Source organism: Shewanella sp. K8, assembly GCF_028823715.1.
GTDB lineage: Bacteria > Pseudomonadota > Gammaproteobacteria > Enterobacterales > Shewanellaceae > Shewanella > Shewanella algae.
In genome coordinates this window covers 1-15781 of record NZ_JAPEHY010000002.1, presented here as the reverse complement: position 1 = coordinate 15781, position 15781 = coordinate 1, and the positions used below count along the sequence as shown (strand labels likewise).

Below are 15781 nucleotides of genomic sequence, written 5' to 3'. Positions count from 1 at the left end.
ATCAACTCGCCATGTTGATTGGTGACGCTAAGCTCGCCAAAGACGGAAACAAAGTAATTGATTGAGCCGTTTTGAAACTCATAGCAGGGGGTAACACCATCATTGCACACAGTGTGTACTGTTCTGCCGGTTAATCTTATTTTATTCCGCGACTTTTTGGACTGGCCTATATAGGAAACATCGTCACATAACATTTCACTTTCACAGTTGATTTCTATCTCTATTTTATAACCATCCGTTTCCAGTGTTTAGGCAATAGCGGCAGTCGAGAATAGAATAATCGGGAGGCAAAACAGTCTTTTCATACTTGAGTTCCGCTTGGTGTAGTTGGTTGTCAGTCGCGGTTTGAGACTGGGCTCCTGAAGCGTATCTGAGTGCTGCGCGGCTCTATCCCAAGCCATTGCCTTAAATACAGCTTTAAAACAGTGCATGAAAATAGTGCATTAAGACAATAGCTACCGCACGGCCGAAAGTCCCTTTCGTCCCTGAAGCCGAGATGATTAGCTTGATACAAGGATCTCGGTTTTACATGCTTCTCTTTGCAACCGCATAGAGAATGATTCAAGGGTATCTTGTTACCCTGTGCCAACACAAGCAACAAGCGCAAAGTCATTGTAAGGCAAGCATAAAAAAGCCAGGGAATACCCTGGCTGGAGGATTAAAGAGGGCTGAGATTAGCTGGCGTCCTTCATGGCACGGGTAAAGTCGGCCAGAGTGCTCAGTAGCATATCGGGTGCATTTTGGTGTTGCTCAATGATCCTGACCACGGCAGAGCCTGAGATGGCACCGGCGGCGCCTGCGGCAATTGCGGCGCTGACCTGAGCCGGCTCGGCGATACCGAACCCCAGCAGTGGAGGCGGCGCATCGAAGGCTTTAAGCTTGGCCAGTACCTCATCCACCGGCATACCGGCCTTATTGTCGGCGCCTGTTACCCCGGCGCGGGACAGCAGATAGGTGTAGCCTTCAGCGGCTTCACTCACCGTCTTGAGGGTATCATCATCGGCATTGGGTGGCGCAATAAAGATAGGCGCTATGGCATGGGCCTTGGCGGCTTCTATAAAAGGTGCGGCTTCCTCAACCGGCACGTCGGCTATCAGCACTGAATCCACCCCGGCCTCGGCGGCGCGGCGATAGAAGTTGTCGATGCCGTTGGCGTATACCAGATTGGCGTACAACAGCAGGCCGATGGGCAACTCGGGATAACGGCTACGTACCTCGGCGATAAGCTCGAAGCACTTGGCCGGCGTGGTACCTGCAGCCAGCGCCCGTAAGTTGGCGCCCTGGATCACCGGGCCATCGGCCAGCGGGTCGGAAAAGGGGAAGCCCAGCTCAAGGGCGTCGGCGCCATGGGCAATCAGGGTGTCGATAATCTGCAGCGACAGCTCAGGGCCGGGATCGCCCAGTGTCACAAAGGGAACAAAGGCGCCGCGGCCTTCGGCCTGCAGCCGGGCAAAAGTGGTTTGATAACGTGTACTCATGCCTGTGACTCCTGTGATTTATCTGACTGCGCAGATGCAGCCTGGCGCTCTGCCAGGATATCGGAAACGGTAAATATGTCTTTATCGCCGCGGCCGGAGAGGTTAACCACCAGTATGGTTTCTTCGCGGCACTCTTTGGCAAGCCTGATGGCATAGGCCAGCGCGTGGGCCGACTCCAGCGCAGGAATAATCCCTTCGCAGCGGGCCAGTAACTGGAAGGCCTCCAGCGCCTCTTCATCGGTGGCCGACTCATAGGTGGCGCGTCCGGTGGCGTTGAGGTGGGCGTGTTGCGGGCCGACAGAGGGGAAATCCAACCCGGCAGAGATGGAGTAAGATTCTTCTATCTGGCCGTTGCTGTCCTGCATCAAGGGCGCCTTCATGCCAAAAAAGATGCCTGTCTTGCCGTGCCGCAGCGGCGCGCCGTGCATCGGCGTATCTATGCCTTTTCCGGCCGGCTCAACGCCTATGAGGCGCACCGAGGCTTCATCTATGAAGTCGGCAAACATACCTATGGCGTTGGAGCCGCCGCCAACACAGGCAATGACGGCGTCCGGCAGTCGGCCTTCACGCTCAAGGGTCTGCGCCTTGGTTTCGGCGCCTATCATGCGCTGGAACTCCCTGACTATGGTGGGGAAAGGGTGAGGCCCGGCGGCGGTACCCAGCAGGTAGTGCGCCTTGTCATAGCTGCCGGACCAGTCGCGCATCGCCTCGTTGCAGGCATCTTTGAGAGTGGCAGAGCCTGAGGTGACAGGAATGACCTCGGCGCCCATCAAACGCATGCGGAACACATTGGGGCTTTGGCGCTCCACATCTTTGGCGCCCATGTAGATTTTACACTTAAGGCCCAGCAGGGCGCAGGCCAGGGCGGTGGCCACCCCGTGTTGACCGGCGCCGGTTTCGGCGATGATCTCTTTTTTACCCATGCGTTTGGCCAGCAGCGCCTGCCCCAACACCTGGTTGGTCTTGTGGGCGCCGCCGTGCAGCAGATCTTCCCGCTTGAGGTAGATTTTCACCTTATCATTGGGCGACAGGTTACGGGTCAGGGTCAAGGCGGTGGGGCGCCCGGCATAGTTTTTCAAAAGCTCGGTGAACTCGGCCTGAAAGGCGGGATCATTCTGGGCCTCGACAAAGGCGCTTTCCAACTGCTTCAACGCCGGTATCAAAATCTGCGGCACATACATGCCGCCGTATTCCCCGAAATAAGGGTTGAGTTTTAACTCGCTCATACTGCTTTCCTTAGGATACTTGTTACGCCTGTCTGACAGGCGAATGCTGTTGTTCTTGTCAGGCTTTGAGCTGCTTAAACACCGCCTGCAGTGCTGCTCTGTCTTTGATGCCGGGGGCGCTTTCCACCCCTGAGTTAAAGTCCAGCCCGAAAAAGCCCTGGGTGGCAGCCAAGGCGGCGTTGTCCGGACTCAGGCCACCGGCAAGCATGGCACGCTCACGCTGGGCAAGCCCTTGCTGCCAATCGAAATGTTTGCCGGTACCACCAAAGCTGTCGCCGCTTTTACTGTCATAGAGATAGCGGTCGGCGCCTTCCGGCAAGGTTGGCAGCTCGCCGCCGTCGACATTGACCGGAACAGCCTTCCAGATCTCGGCCTGGTGCCCGTTTTGCTCAAGCAGCAACTTGAGCTTGGCAATATCTTCGCTTGATTCACTGCCATGAAGCTGCAGCGTGCTCAGTTTCAGTTCATTGGCCAGCTCGGCCATCTTAGCCGGTGATTCATTGACAAATACCCCTACCATCGCCAGTTTACGCGGCTGCTCGGCGTTGTAACGGCACAGCTCGGCGGCGTGGGCGCGGCTGACACAACGGGGGGACTTGGCGGCGAAGATGAGGCCGCCATAGATGGCGCCGGATTTTGCCGCATCCAGCAGATCCTGCTCCCGGGTCAGGCCACACACCTTGTTGTTGCCATAGATAAGGCGGCGACAGGCCAGATCCAAATCGGCCTCGGCCATCAGCGAGCTGCCTACCAAAAAGCCGTCGACCAGCGGGCTGAGGCGGCGTACATCCTCACGGCTGTAGATCCCGGATTCGCTGATGATCAGTGTCCCCTCGGGGATCTTGGGGGCTAAGTATTCTGTCATCGCCAGATCTGTACTCAGATCCCTGAGGTTGCGGTTGTTGATGCCAATAATCGGCGCGCCCAGAGCCAGCGCACGCTTGAGTTCTTCCTCGTTGGAGACTTCGGTGAGGGTGTCGAGGGCATATTGCTCGGCTTCGCTCGCCAGCAATCGATACTGCTCATCGCTGAGTACCGACAGCATCAGCAAGATGGCATCGGCGCCCTGATGGGCCGCCAACTTAACCTGATAAGACGAAACAAAAAAGTCTTTGCACAATACCGGCTGTTTGATTCTGGCCCGCACCTTGGGCAAATAGCGAAAGTCACCCTGAAAGAAGGCCTCGTCTGTCAGTACCGACACCGCGGAGGCGTAGCGGCTGTAAACATCGGCAATGGCAACCGGGTCGAAGTCTTTGCGGATAAGCCCTTTGGAGGGGCTGGCCTTCTTGCATTCCAGAATAAAGCCGGCGCCTTTTGCACTGAGTGCCTGATACAGGCTGCGATCCGACGTCTTGGGCGTCAGGCTCTCTTCGGGAAAACGCAGCTTGAGGGCTTCAATATGCTGCTGCTTGGTGGCGACGATACGCTCAAGCACGTTACTCATGATATAGCTCCTGCCTTGCTGGGTTGTGGTGAGTTGGCGTCATTGTTTTCAGTCTGGGTTTGGTGGGCCTTGTCCGCCAGGGCGTTGAGTTTGGCACAGGCGCGGCCATCATCCAGGGTGGCCAGTGCCAGTTGGGTGGCCTGTTTGAGATTGTCTGCCTTGCCAGCGAGATAGAGTACGCAGGCGGCATTGATGGCCACGGCGTGACGCTGGGCGGCGCTGCCTTTACCGGCGAACAGTGCTTGGGTAATAAGGGCGTTTTCTGCCGGGGTGCCGCCTTCCAGCTCGGCCAGCGTCGCCTGCGGCACGCCAAAGTCTGCCGGGGTGAGGCGATATTCCACTATCTTTTCACCCTTGAGTTCGGCCACCTGAGTTTCGCCGTGCAGCGCCACTTCATCCAGGCCGCTGCCGTGAACGACCATGGCGCCTTTGACGCCAAGGGCCCGCAACACCTCGGCGATGGGACGAACCAAGCTCGGGCTGTAGACCCCAAGCAGCATATAGTCGGGGCGAGCCGGATTAATCAGCGGGCCGAGTACATTGAACAGGGTGCGGGTCTTGAGCGCTTGGCGTACAGGCACAGCGTGCCGCACTCCACCGTGATAATGGGGTGCAAACAGAAAACACAGGCCGTTGTCTGCAAGGTGTTTGGCGGCGCACTCGGGCGACATGGTCAAGTCTATGCCGAACTGTGCCAGCAGATCGGAAGAGCCCGACTTGCTGGACACCCCGCGGTTGCCGTGTTTGGCAACATTGACCCCGGCTGCGGCGGCAACAAAGGCGGCCGTGGTAGAGATATTGATGGTGTTGTGGCCGTCACCGCCGGTGCCGACAATATCCACTACCCTTTGGCATTGGTGCGGAAACGGCTTGGCGGCGGCCAGCAGGGCATCGGCGGCGCCGCTGATCTCGTCTATGGTTTCGCCCTTGAGCTTGAGCGCGATCAGCATGGCTGCCATCTGGCTTTCACTGAGCTTGCCGTCGATAAGCTCGGCAAACAGGCTGGCGGCTTGGCTACGGCTCAAAGACTCGCCCCGGTACAGGCTGTCGAACAGAGGTTGCAGTTCAGTCATGGCAGGTTTCCTCGCGGCTCATGGTCAGGTATTGCAGTGTTTGCACCAGCAAGGTGCTGCCAAGGGTGGTGAGAATCGATTCGGGGTGGAACTGGAAGCCGACGGCGGCATCACAGCGATGGCTGATGGCCATAGGCATGCCTTCGGTGGTGGCAATCACCTCCAGGCAGTCGGGCACCTTGGTTGCCACCAGCGAATGATAGCGGGCCACAGGCAAGGGAGATGGCAGGTTGGCAAACAGGCCGTCGCAGTTGTGCTCTACCGGGCTGGCCTTACCGTGTACCACTTGGGGGGCACGCTCAACCTTGCCGCCGTAATGTTCAACCAGGGCCTGGTGACCAAGGCAGATACCGAGAATGGGCAGTTTGCCGGCCAGCAGCGCAATAAGCTCCATCATGCAACCGGCTTCTCTGGGGGCGCCCGGGCCGGGAGATAGAATAAGCGCCGCCTGACCCGGCTCCGCCAGCATCCGCTCGGCGAGCAACTGGGCACTGACATTATTGCGGTACACCAGCACTTCAAAGCTCAGGCTGCGGAACTGATCCACCAGGTTGTAGGTGAAGGAGTCGAAGTTATCCAATAGATAGAGTTTCACAGGCCACCTCCCATCTTGATTGCACTGATCACTGCCTGCGCTTTTTGCGCGGTCTCGTCGGCCTCGGCCTGGGGATCTGAATCATAGACCACTCCGGCCCCGGCCTGGATGTGCGCTATGCCTTCGCTGACGAAGGCGGAGCGGATCACTATGCAAGTGTCCATATCGCCAAGGGCGTTGAGATAACCTACGGCGCCGCCATAGCTGCCGCGGCGTTGCTGCTCGGTTTCACGAATGAGTTGGGCGGCGCGCACCTTGGGGGCACCCACCAGGGTGCCCATGTTCATGCAGGCCTGATACGCGTGCAGGGCGTCGAGATCTTCCCTAAGCTGCCCGGTTACCCGGCTGACCAGATGCATCACATGGGAGTATCTGTCTACCTTCAGCTGCTCGGCCACTTTACGACTGCCACTCTGGCTGATGCGGGCGATATCGTTGCGGGCCAAGTCCACCAACATGATGTGCTCCGACAACTCTTTCTTGTCCAGTCTCAGCTCCAGCTCTATGCGGCTGTCGAGATCGAAATCTATCTCGCCATCTGGGGTCTTGCCGCGTTTGCGAGTACCGGCGATGGGGTAAACCTCAACCTGATTGCCCTCGGCTTCATACTTGAGGGCGCTTTCCGGAGAGGCGCCAAACAGGGTGAAGTCGGCGCTGCGCAGGTAAAACATATAGGGGCTGGGGTTGGTCAGTCTCAGTGCCCGATAGGCGCCCAGAGTATTGGGGCAGGGCAGGCTGAAACTGCGTGATGGCACAACCTGAAAGATATCACCGGCGCAGATATGCTCCTTGAGGCGGCTCACCTGGCGGCAAAAATCGGCGTCACTGATATTGACGCTGGCCTCGGCATGTACACCGCTTAAAGGGGCGACATCTTCCAGCAGCTGGCAGTTGGTTTCTATGGCGTCCAGTCTGGCGCCAAGCTCGGTCTGCACCTCGCTGTTGCCATTAAACTCCATCACCACGGCTTCGGCGCAGCCCTTTTGGTGATCCACTGTTATCAGGGTTTCAGCCAGATAAAACAGATAGTCGGGGCAGTGGTTGGCGCCCTGGCTTACGCTTGGCAGCGGCTCTGTGCTGGCGATAAGGTCGTACCCCAAAACGCCGCCCAGAAATCCGGTTTCAAACTGGCTCTCGTTTTCATCAACCAGACCCTGCTGCAGCAATCTCAGGCCATCGAGCGGCGAGCCTGCCTTGAGTCTGGCATCTTCATCCAGCTCGGCAGTGATGGGGCGCAGCACGACCTTGAGGCTCTGCTGTTCCAGGCTGACCTCACCGCGCGAGTTAAAGAAGTCGTGAATGGCGGGTAGCAGTCCGGCGCCGTTGTCTGTCAAAGCCTCGAAGCTCAAGGTCGACCCGTCACAGCGAATGGCCAGCGCCGCGTGGCTGAGGATAATGCTCTTCAGGTGATCCTTGCTGTCGATTTCGGCCGACTCCAGCAACATGCTGTGAGGCTTGTCCCGCGTCAGTTGCTGATACAGTTTCAGGGGATCGTCGTAATAGGGCAGTGACCGCGTCTGGCGGTGTACTCTGGCGATTGGCTCGATTCTGTTCATCTGTCCTTCCTGTTGTTCCGCTGTTTAGCCTGGCTGCGGGGTTTTCCTGACCGTTAAGCACAAAAAAGCCCGCAATCTCTTGCGGGCTTTTTGTTGAATTTGGCTGCGTTATTTTCAATCGTGCACAGCGCTTCACACTACCCGCGTTAAGGGAAGTGCCACCACCAGATGATGTTGAGTGAAGCGTTGAAGTGTGTCATTGAAAATTTGTCCTCTCGACGTTTGATCTATAGAAAAACCCAGCTGCCCGCCAATGTCAATTGAATATTTTTAATTTATGCAAATTTCTGCCAATTTGCCGTCGCCCAGCGGAGATAAATCGCATTTTGCCAACAAAACCAAGTACAATAGCGCTATGATAACTGAAAATACTTTGGCCGATCTTCACAGCCATACCACAGCCTCAGATGGCCAACTGACACCGTCTCAGTTGCTCGAACGCGCCCTGGAAAAGGGGGTTGAGCTGCTGGCGATTACCGATCATGACACAGTCGCCGGGCTGGATGAGGCCCATGCCTTCAATGCCGGGCAGAGCACGCCTTTGACTTTGGTAGACGGGGTTGAGATCTCTACCCGTTGGCACGCCTATGATATTCATATCGTGGCGCTGGATATTGACCGCCACGACGAAAACCTGCTTGTCTTTCTCGAGCGTCAACGTGAGCTCAGGGAAGAGCGGGCTCGTGAAATAGGCGTAAGGCTTGAAAAGGCCGGTATTCCAGGGGCCTACGAAGGCGCCAGGGCGCTCGCCGGTGATGCGGCACTGAGCCGTGGCCATTACGCCCGTTTCCTGGCCGAGCAGGGGCATGCGCCGGATAGCGCCAGCGTGTTCAAGAAGTTTCTCGGCCGTGGCAAGACGGGCTATGTGCCCAACAACTGGGGCGAGATGGCGACGGCCATAGAGGTAATTCACAACGCAGGTGGAGTGGCCGTGTTGGCCCACCCCAGTGGCTATCAACTGTCGGCCAAGTGGCTCAAACGCCTGGTGCGCGAATTCAAGGCCGCCGGTGGTGATGCCATGGAGGTGGTGCTCGGGCAGCAAACCACAGACGACAGAAATAATTTAGGGGCGCTGGCCACTCTCAACGGCCTCTACGCCTCGGTGGGATCCGATTTCCACTTTCCCGGCCGCTGGCTGGAACTGGGCAAGAATCTGTATCGGCCCCAGGGATTGAACTGGGTCTGGCAATGCAAGCAATGGACAATAACTAAATGAGTCAATTTTTCTACGTACATGAGGTGAATCCTCAAACCCGTCTGATAAGCCAGGCGGTGAGCATTCTGAAAAGCGGCGGGGTCATAGTTTACCCCACAGATTCCGGTTATGCGCTGGGTTGTATGATTGGCGATAAAGACGCCATGAGCCGTATCGCCAGAATTCGCCAGATAGACAATGATCATAACTTTTCGCTGATGTGTCGCGACTTATCTGAGCTGTCGACCTATGCCAGAGTCGATAATCAGGCGTTTCGCATCCTGAAGAACAACACACCGGGTTGTTACACCTTCATCTTCAAGGCCACCAAAGAGGTGCCAAGAAGGCTGCAGAACGAAAAGAAACGCACCATAGGCATTCGGGTACCGAACAATGTTATCGCCCTGGCGCTGTTGGAAGCTCTGGGTGAACCCCTGATGTCCACCAGTCTTATTCTGCCCGGCAACGACTTTACCGAGTCGGATCCCGAGCATATCCGCGATATTCTCGAACATCAGGTAGATGCCATTCTCCACGGCGGTTACCTGGGCGAAAAGCCCACCACAGTGATAGACATGTCTGAAGGCGAAATGGTCATAGTCCGTGAAGGCAGTGGCGATATCAGCCCATTTCTTTAACCGCTCAATAAAGGTATAATCGCGCGTTTGGTCGGCCTATGCCGCCTTAAGGATGCTGCCAGAGGAGAGAAAACGGCTTGAGTGAAGGCGTTCAACAGAGTCTGCCGCTTGCCGTAGTGCGGGGTGAGGCGCTCAGAGAGCTGCCTGCCGATCTCTTTATTCCTCCCGAGGCGCTTGAGGTGTTTCTTGAGGCGTTTGAAGGGCCGCTCGACTTGCTTTTGTACCTGATCCGCAAGCAAAAAATGGATGTGGTAGATCTGCCCATCCACAGGATCACCGCCCAGTATCTTGAGTATATCGAGCTGCTGCAGGGCGCCAGGGTAGAGCTGGCGGCCGACTATCTGGTGATGGCGGCAACATTGGCGGAAATCAAGTCGCGCTTGCTGTTGCCAAGGCCGGAGCTGGAAGCCGAGGAAGAGGAAGACCCCAGAGCCGTGTTGATCCGCCAACTCAAGGCTTATGAAGCCATCAAAGAGGCGGCGGTGCGGCTGGATGAACTGCCCCGGCTCGAGCGGGACGTATTCCAGGCCAAGGCGGGCAAGGCGCCGGATATCAAGCCCTTGCTGGTGCCGCCGGATGTGTCTTTGGCCGAACTGGCCCGGGCCTTTGGCGAGGTACTCAAGCGGGTGGAAGCCAGCACTTCTCACCAGGTGCAGCGCGAGCAGCTTTCTACCCGGGAGCGGATGAGCCAAATTCTGGCCATGCTCTCCAGTGAGCATTACACCCCTTTTGAAGCCCTGTTCAAGGTGGAAGAGGGGCGTGCCGGAGTGGTGGTCAGCTTTCTGGCGTTGATGGAATTGGTAAAGGAACTGCTGGTGGAACTGATCCAGGCCGAACCTTTATCGCGAATTTATCTCAAGGCGTACTGACGGGAGCCGACTTGGCGAAGATTAACGACCTTCAGCTGAAACAACTGATCGAAGCCAGCCTGTTTGTGCTGGCCAAGCCCATGACCTTGAAGGCGCTGAGAGAAACCGTGCTGGCCGATTTCAGTGTCTCCCGCGAGCGTATTCGCGCCGCGGTGGATGAATTGACCCTGGATTACCAGGAGCGTGGAGTACAACTGGTCAAGGTTGCCGGCGGTTATCGGTTTCAGACCCGCGACAGCCTCAGCCCCTTGCTGCAACCTTTGTGGCAGGAGCAGGCGCCCAAGTACTCCAGGGCAACATTGGAAACCCTGGCGGTTATCGCCTACCGTCAGCCTGTGACCCGCGGCGAAATTGAGCTGGTCAGAGGGGTGGCTGTCGGCAGCCAGATTATCAAGAATTTAACAGACAGACGCTGGATCCGCGTTGTGGGACACAAAGAGGTGCCGGGAAGGCCTTCGTTATACGCCACCACTACAGAGTTTCTGGCTTACTTCGGTCTGGACAGCATAGCGGATCTGCCGCCTCTGTCTGACGCCGAATCATTAGAGGCGGTATTTTCGGGGATGAAAACACCGCCGGAACCCTTAGAAGAGTCAACTTGAATGAGCGAAAAATTGCAGAAAGTCTTGGCCCGTGCAGGCCATGGCTCCCGTCGTGAGATGGAGGCATGGATTGCTGCAGGTCGCGTGAGTATTGACGGAGAAATCGCCAAACTGGGTGATCGCATCGAAGCCGACGCCAAGGTACGTATCGATGGCCGTGCGGTATCGTTGAAATCTGCCGATGATGTGATCTGCCGGGTACTGGCCTACCACAAGCCGGAAGGGGAGATCTGCTCGCGCAAAGATCCCGAAGGCCGGCCCACAGTATTCGATCGTCTGCCCCGCACCCGAGACAGCCGCTGGGTTGCAGTGGGACGTTTGGATATCAACACCTCGGGTTTGCTGCTATTCACCTCAGACGGTGAACTGGCCAACCGCCTGATGCACCCCTCCAATGAAGTGGAGCGTGAGTACGCCGTGCGTACCTTCGGTGAAGTGCCGGAAGCGGCGCTGCAGCGTCTGCGTAGCGGCGTTATGCTGGAAGATGGCCCGGCCCAGTTTGACCATATCAAGGCCGCCGGTGGCGAAGGCATCAACCAATGGTGGCACGTTACCCTGCGTGAAGGGCGTAACCGTGAAGTGCGTCGTCTGTGGGAATCCCAGGAAGTGCAGGTGAGCCGCCTTATTCGGGTGCGTTACGGCATGATAGAACTGCCCAAGAGCCTGCCTCGTGGTGGCTGGGTCGAACTGCCGCTGGAGCAGGTTAACTACCTGCGCCAATTGGCGGGCATGGATCCGGAAACCCGCTCCATGCTGGGTGCCGACAAACACAGCGTGGCCCGTAACAAGGTGCGCAGTGCCAAGGTGCGCCGCGCCGTGCGTAAACACAAGACGGCGGCGGGTAAGCCCAAGCCAACCCGGCAGCGCAGCTGATGCCGCCAAGGCTTTATCGGCAGTGTGTTAAAGCTTGTCGATAGCCTGTCTAATCCCATCTAAAGATGTGATTCCAATGCAATGAAAGGTCGCCGCGGCGGCCTTTTTTGTTGCTGTTTTTCTAAGCTTTTTTCAACAGTTTCTCGCTGCTTTTTCATAGTTTTATCACCGTTTCTGCCATAGCTTTTTACCAAAGTTTTTTGCCATCACTTTTTACCGTAAAAAGTCCACTTACCTTGGCGCAGTTAAGTCATGGTATAAGATAAAGGAACAGCAACTCAGGGAGCCAAGGCATGCAGCTGATCTCACACACAAAAATTTGGGACCAAGGCGAACACAACGCCTTTTGCGATCTATGCCGCTGGCAGGGGGCGCTCTACTGCGTCTTTCGGGAGGGCCAAGCCCATGTGTCTGATGACGGTGCGCTGAGAGTGCTTAAATCCAGCGACGATGGCCAAAGCTGGCAAGCCGAGGCGCTTATTCAAAGCGAGCTTGGCGATCTGCGCGACGGCAAACTGCTCGCCCATGCCGGCTGTTTATGGCTTTTTGGCGCAGCCTCCAAACATGGCAAGGCGCCGCTGCAGTCTTTGATGTGGCACTCGCTGGATGGCATCAACTGGTCGGCCCCCGAAAAAGTCGTCGATACCGGATACTGGCTCTGGCGGGTGACCGAGGCCGAAGATGGCCTCTACGGCGTGGGCTATCGCCCAGGCGCCGATGGTGATGTCAGGCTCTATCGCAGTGAGCGCCTGCAAGCATCACAAACCGGCACGCTGCAATTTACGCCCTGGGTCGCCCCCTTGCAAAATGACGGCTATGTTAACGAATCATCACTGCTGTTTCGTGGCGGCGAGCAGATTCGCTCTGCTCAAACCTCTTCAGATACAGAAGCGCTTTGCCTATTAAGGCGCGATCCTGTGTGGGACGCACAAGAAACCGGCCTGCTCGGCAAGGCCAAGGCACCTTTCAAAACCTGGCACTGGCAGCAGCTCAGTTGCCGTATCGGTGGTCCGGTCGCCTTTTTCTATAACGACCGCCTGCTGGCCGTGGTGCGCCTCTATGACAATAAGGTGCGCACCTCGCTGGTGGAAATCGATAGCGCCACAGCCAAGGTCACTGAACTTTTGACTCTGCCATCTGGCGGCGATACCAGCTACGCCGGTATCGAGCTGGACGGCGATGAACTCAAGCTGGTGTACTACTCAAGCCATGAGGGCAAAACCGCCATCTATTTCGCCCGTATCGGGCTTAAAGGCTAAAGTACCAACCAATAGCTAAAGTACCAGCCAACAATACCTGTGTGCTCGACACCAGCGAGTGCGACTGAATTAGGTTTACTAACAGGGAAAATCGCTTTAGATTTCAAAGCCAGTCAATTCTGTTGCAAAAATCAGCCAAATCAGGACTTTGTGGTCTTTGTCAAAAACTTGACCTTTGGCTAATTGTTTTAACATTCAGTACTGGGTATTGTATAACCAATTCAACCGCTTAGCTTTAGCGCTTCCTTAAGCTCAGCGGCTCAAAGTCGGCGGCAGTGGTATTTTTCCGTTTTCAGCGGAATGCAGGGACGAGCAGAGTTTGGACTTGTCCGGTAGGTATGGGTCTTGCTGGGGGCGTATAGCCGCAAGATGCTGGTTGGGAAATTTTAAGGTAAGTTTACGCGTTATTTCTGTAACATTTTAGAAAATAGCATTAAATTCATAAAGTTAAAAAATGCAGCTGGTAGATAGTAGGTTTAGAAACCGCGCATGTGCACTATACAGCTGTTATGTTTTTATCAAACTGAGGAGTCAAATTTGAAGTTTATAGATGGAATTGCAATTTTGGGAGCGCTGGCTTGGGCTCCTCATTTGATAACTTTGATCAAAAATCATTTCACAAAACCAAAGGTAAGAATAATTACCTCTCGTTTTGCCGAATTAGGTTTTACTTCTTTCGGCCCAATTTTAAATTTACATTTAGCCTTTTCGGTTGAGCATAAAGATATTGTCGTATCAGACTTAAAAATTCGCTTAAAGCACCAAAGTGGTGAAGAGCGTGTATTCGAATGGCAAGGCATAAAGCAGAGTGTAGGTAAAATGACTACTCCTGATGCGGGGTCTATGCCTTTTGAAAAAGAACAATCTGTTCTAGCAATTAAACTCAATCAAACTCAGATAGAAGAACGGTTTATTCGTTTTCAAGATGTTGCTTTTATTGCATCAAAAAAAGAGTACGAAAATTCTGCTGTAAAAAAAATTGCATATCTAAAAGCTGAGAATAAATACGATGCAGAAGCGTTTCTTCGCGAACAAGAAATGATTGAATTATACAATTTCAACAAGCATTCATTTCCTTGGAAGGAAGGCGAGTACATTGCATCAATTGAAGTTCAATCACCAGAAAAATTTATTCTAGCGGACAACATTCGTAAATTTTCTTTATCTCCAGTCGATATTGAAGAGCTCTCAAAGAATAAAGACATTTTAGAAGCTGATTATAAAAGGCTCTTAGTTGGCAAAAAAGAAGGTGAACCTGATATTGTGTGGCAGTGGAGATCTCCCGCTTTATTAAAAACATAACAAACGCATTAACCACTCGCTGCGCTCGCTAAATAGCTGATCCGAATACTGCTAATACATGAAATACAGGACAGCCATCCATATCTTTTTGATGTTTCACACAGCCTTGACTAGGCTTTGAAATACCCATCAAAGCTCAGTCGCATGAAATACCATGAAATACAGGACAGCCATATCTTTTTGATGTTTCACACAGCCTTGACTAGGCTTTGAAATACCCATCAAAGCCCAGTCGAAGTTGGTTATGACCACTGCCCGTCGCCAGTTGATAGATGCTGAAAGTACGCCCTTTTACCACGTGATTAACCGTTGCGTTAGAAGGGCATTTTTGTGTGGTGAAGATGCACTGTCGGGGCGCAGTTACGAACATAGACGTGGCTGGATCGTGGATAAAATCAGACAGTTGTCGTCAATATTCTGCATCGACGTTTGCGCTTATGCGGTCATGAGTAATCACTACCATTTGGTGCTCAAAATCGACCTTGCTGCACAACAAGCGTTGTCGCCATTTGAAGTCATTGAGCGTTGGACAATGCTCTTTAGTGGCAATCCTGTGGCGGCAAAGTTCCTCAAGGGCGATAGTCTCTCAGAAGGTGAGCGAATACTGTTGGATACGCTGATTAGCGATTGGCAGGAACGCCTTGGCAGTATCAGTTGGTTTATGCGCTGTTTAAATGAAGATATCGCCCGCAAGGCCAATCGAGAAGATGGCTGCAAGGGCGTATTCTGGGAAGGGCGCTTTAAGTCGCAGGCGCTGCTCGATGAACAGGCGCTGCTGGCCTGCATGATGTATGTGGATTTAAATCCCATTCGCGCCGGTATTGCAGATTCGCTGCAAACTTCTGATTACACATCCATTCAGGAGCGCATAGAAGAAGTAGCTGAGCCTGCAACTGCCAACGCTTCACTTAAGCCACTGCTGCAATTTGACGGTGCGGCAACTACCGCCGAACAAAGCGGTATCCCGTTTCACTTTGCCGACTATCTGGAGCTGATTGATTGGACAGGTCGCGCGGTGCGGGAAGACAAGCGTGGCTTTATTGCCTCTTCCTCTTCTAGGCCCAAACTGTTGCTTGAGCTTGGTGTCAGCGACGATGCCTGGATAACTTCCGCCAAGGAGTTTCGCCGCCAGTATAGTGGCATGAGTGGCCGATGGGATGCCATGTGTGCCATGAAGGCCAAATATGGCGGTAAATGGTGCCGGGGTAAGCAACAAAGCCAAGCAATACACCCCTATTAACCTTAAACCGTTGGTGATTTTGCAGCAACAGGCTTAAGCCTGCCGTTGGCCTGCCTGGCAATCGCAGTTTTTGTATGAAGCACGCAGATTACTCATCTCAGAGAGTCTCATTTCCATAAAACTGTCGTTATTTATCAGATACTGCCCCCTGCAGTGTACTTCCTTGCTGCTCAGAAAGTGTTTAGGGGGTCCTGCATATTTGGCTGCATGTTTGTTGGAAAGTGTTTAGGATGTCCTGTATATTGCTGGGCCCAAAGGGGAAGTGCTTTATAAATGCAGTGATAGAAGGGGAGACTCAAGACTTACTTGAGTATATCTTGGCCTCGGTATTGTATCCTTTCCTTTTCAAAGGCTCCATTCAAGCCTAAATAACTATATGGACACCTCTCCGATGCAAGCACCGGCAGGTCTCTTTCTGACAAAGTAGC

General features: G+C 54.5%; 14 protein-coding genes. 8 read left to right on the top strand and 6 right to left on the bottom strand.

Features of this window, described 5'->3' with window-relative positions; translation table 11 throughout:
• Window positions 1-674: 674 nt before the first annotated feature.
• Genes trpA through ON072_RS01490 form a run of 6 tightly spaced genes read right to left on the bottom strand, consistent with a single transcriptional unit; the run spans window position 675 to window position 7375 of the window.
• The gene (trpA, locus tag ON072_RS01515; protein WP_261752725.1) at window positions 675-1478 is read right to left on the bottom strand and encodes a tryptophan synthase subunit alpha; all 804 of its coding nucleotides are present in this window, start codon (window positions 1476-1478) and stop codon (window positions 675-677) included.
• On the bottom strand, window positions 1475-2704 hold the full coding sequence (gene trpB / locus ON072_RS01510) for a tryptophan synthase subunit beta (protein WP_208184659.1): 1230 nt from the start codon (window positions 2702-2704) through the stop codon (window positions 1475-1477). The genes trpA and trpB overlap by 4 nt, the downstream gene beginning before the upstream one ends.
• Window positions 2705-2762: 58 nt before the next feature.
• Window positions 2763-4151, bottom strand: coding sequence for a bifunctional indole-3-glycerol-phosphate synthase TrpC/phosphoribosylanthranilate isomerase TrpF (trpCF, locus tag ON072_RS01505; RefSeq protein ID WP_274625930.1), 1389 nt, complete (start codon window positions 4149-4151; stop codon window positions 2763-2765).
• Entirely contained in the window at window positions 4148-5224 is a 1077-nt protein-coding gene (gene trpD, locus ON072_RS01500; protein WP_274625929.1) for an anthranilate phosphoribosyltransferase, read from the bottom strand. The genes trpCF and trpD overlap by 4 nt, the downstream gene beginning before the upstream one ends.
• A complete protein-coding gene (locus ON072_RS01495; RefSeq protein WP_274625928.1) occupies window positions 5217-5819 on the bottom strand; it encodes an aminodeoxychorismate/anthranilate synthase component II in 603 nt (200 codons plus the stop codon). The genes trpD and ON072_RS01495 overlap by 8 nt, the downstream gene beginning before the upstream one ends.
• The gene (locus ON072_RS01490) at window positions 5816-7375 is read right to left on the bottom strand and encodes an anthranilate synthase component 1 (RefSeq protein WP_274625927.1); all 1560 of its coding nucleotides are present in this window, start codon (window positions 7373-7375) and stop codon (window positions 5816-5818) included. The genes ON072_RS01495 and ON072_RS01490 overlap by 4 nt, the downstream gene beginning before the upstream one ends.
• A gap of 355 nt (window positions 7376-7730) precedes the next feature.
• Between ON072_RS01490 and rnm the strand changes: the two genes are divergently transcribed.
• The 8 genes from rnm (at window position 7731) to ON072_RS01450 (ending at window position 15353) form a co-directional block, all read left to right on the top strand.
• On the top strand, window positions 7731-8591 hold the full coding sequence (rnm, locus tag ON072_RS01485; RefSeq protein WP_274625926.1) for an RNase RNM: 861 nt from the start codon (window positions 7731-7733) through the stop codon (window positions 8589-8591).
• Window positions 8588-9208, top strand: coding sequence for an L-threonylcarbamoyladenylate synthase (locus tag ON072_RS01480; RefSeq protein WP_025010668.1), 621 nt, complete (start codon window positions 8588-8590; stop codon window positions 9206-9208). Before rnm ends, ON072_RS01480 begins: the two co-directional genes overlap by 4 nt.
• Before the next feature lie 77 nt (window positions 9209-9285).
• Window positions 9286-10077, top strand: a complete 792-nt coding sequence (locus ON072_RS01475; RefSeq protein ID WP_274625925.1) for a segregation and condensation protein A — start codon at window positions 9286-9288, stop codon at window positions 10075-10077.
• Between the two features lie 11 nt (window positions 10078-10088).
• Window positions 10089-10679 (top strand): SMC-Scp complex subunit ScpB, encoded by a 591-nt coding sequence (scpB, locus tag ON072_RS01470; RefSeq protein WP_025010666.1) that lies wholly within the window; start codon window positions 10089-10091, stop codon window positions 10677-10679.
• The gene (gene rluB, locus ON072_RS01465) at window positions 10680-11552 is read left to right on the top strand and encodes a 23S rRNA pseudouridine(2605) synthase RluB (protein ID WP_025010665.1); all 873 of its coding nucleotides are present in this window, start codon (window positions 10680-10682) and stop codon (window positions 11550-11552) included.
• A gap of 293 nt (window positions 11553-11845) precedes the next feature.
• Window positions 11846-12811 carry an exo-alpha-sialidase gene (locus ON072_RS01460; RefSeq protein WP_144224534.1) on the top strand — a complete coding sequence of 322 codons (966 nt, stop codon included), beginning with the start codon at window positions 11846-11848 and terminating at the stop codon, window positions 12809-12811.
• 537 nt (window positions 12812-13348) lie between these two features.
• Complete coding sequence (locus tag ON072_RS01455; RefSeq protein ID WP_144224532.1) at window positions 13349-14113, top strand: hypothetical protein; 765 nt, start codon at window positions 13349-13351, stop codon at window positions 14111-14113.
• A gap of 244 nt (window positions 14114-14357) precedes the next feature.
• Complete coding sequence (locus ON072_RS01450; protein ID WP_261752720.1) at window positions 14358-15353, top strand: transposase; 996 nt, start codon at window positions 14358-14360, stop codon at window positions 15351-15353.
• The last annotated feature ends 428 nt before the right edge of the window (window positions 15354-15781 follow it).

What these genes read in the sequence shown, in the direction of transcription:
- trpD (WP_274625929.1), bottom strand. Translation starts at nt 5,224, where the DNA reads ATGACTGAACTGCAACCTCTGTTCGACAGCCTGTACCGGGGCGAGTCT.
- ON072_RS01450 (WP_261752720.1), top strand. Translation starts at nt 14,358, where the DNA reads ATGACCACTGCCCGTCGCCAGTTGATAGATGCTGAAAGTACGCCCTTT.
- trpCF (WP_274625930.1), bottom strand. Translation starts at nt 4,151, where the DNA reads ATGAGTAACGTGCTTGAGCGTATCGTCGCCACCAAGCAGCAGCATATT.
- trpA (WP_261752725.1), bottom strand. Translation starts at nt 1,478, where the DNA reads ATGAGTACACGTTATCAAACCACTTTTGCCCGGCTGCAGGCCGAAGGC.
- ON072_RS01460 (WP_144224534.1), top strand. Translation starts at nt 11,846, where the DNA reads ATGCAGCTGATCTCACACACAAAAATTTGGGACCAAGGCGAACACAAC.
- rluB (WP_025010665.1), top strand. Translation starts at nt 10,680, where the DNA reads ATGAGCGAAAAATTGCAGAAAGTCTTGGCCCGTGCAGGCCATGGCTCC.
- ON072_RS01490 (WP_274625927.1), bottom strand. Translation starts at nt 7,375, where the DNA reads ATGAACAGAATCGAGCCAATCGCCAGAGTACACCGCCAGACGCGGTCA.
- rnm (WP_274625926.1), top strand. Translation starts at nt 7,731, where the DNA reads ATGATAACTGAAAATACTTTGGCCGATCTTCACAGCCATACCACAGCC.
- ON072_RS01480 (WP_025010668.1), top strand. Translation starts at nt 8,588, where the DNA reads ATGAGTCAATTTTTCTACGTACATGAGGTGAATCCTCAAACCCGTCTG.
- trpB (WP_208184659.1), bottom strand. Translation starts at nt 2,704, where the DNA reads ATGAGCGAGTTAAAACTCAACCCTTATTTCGGGGAATACGGCGGCATG.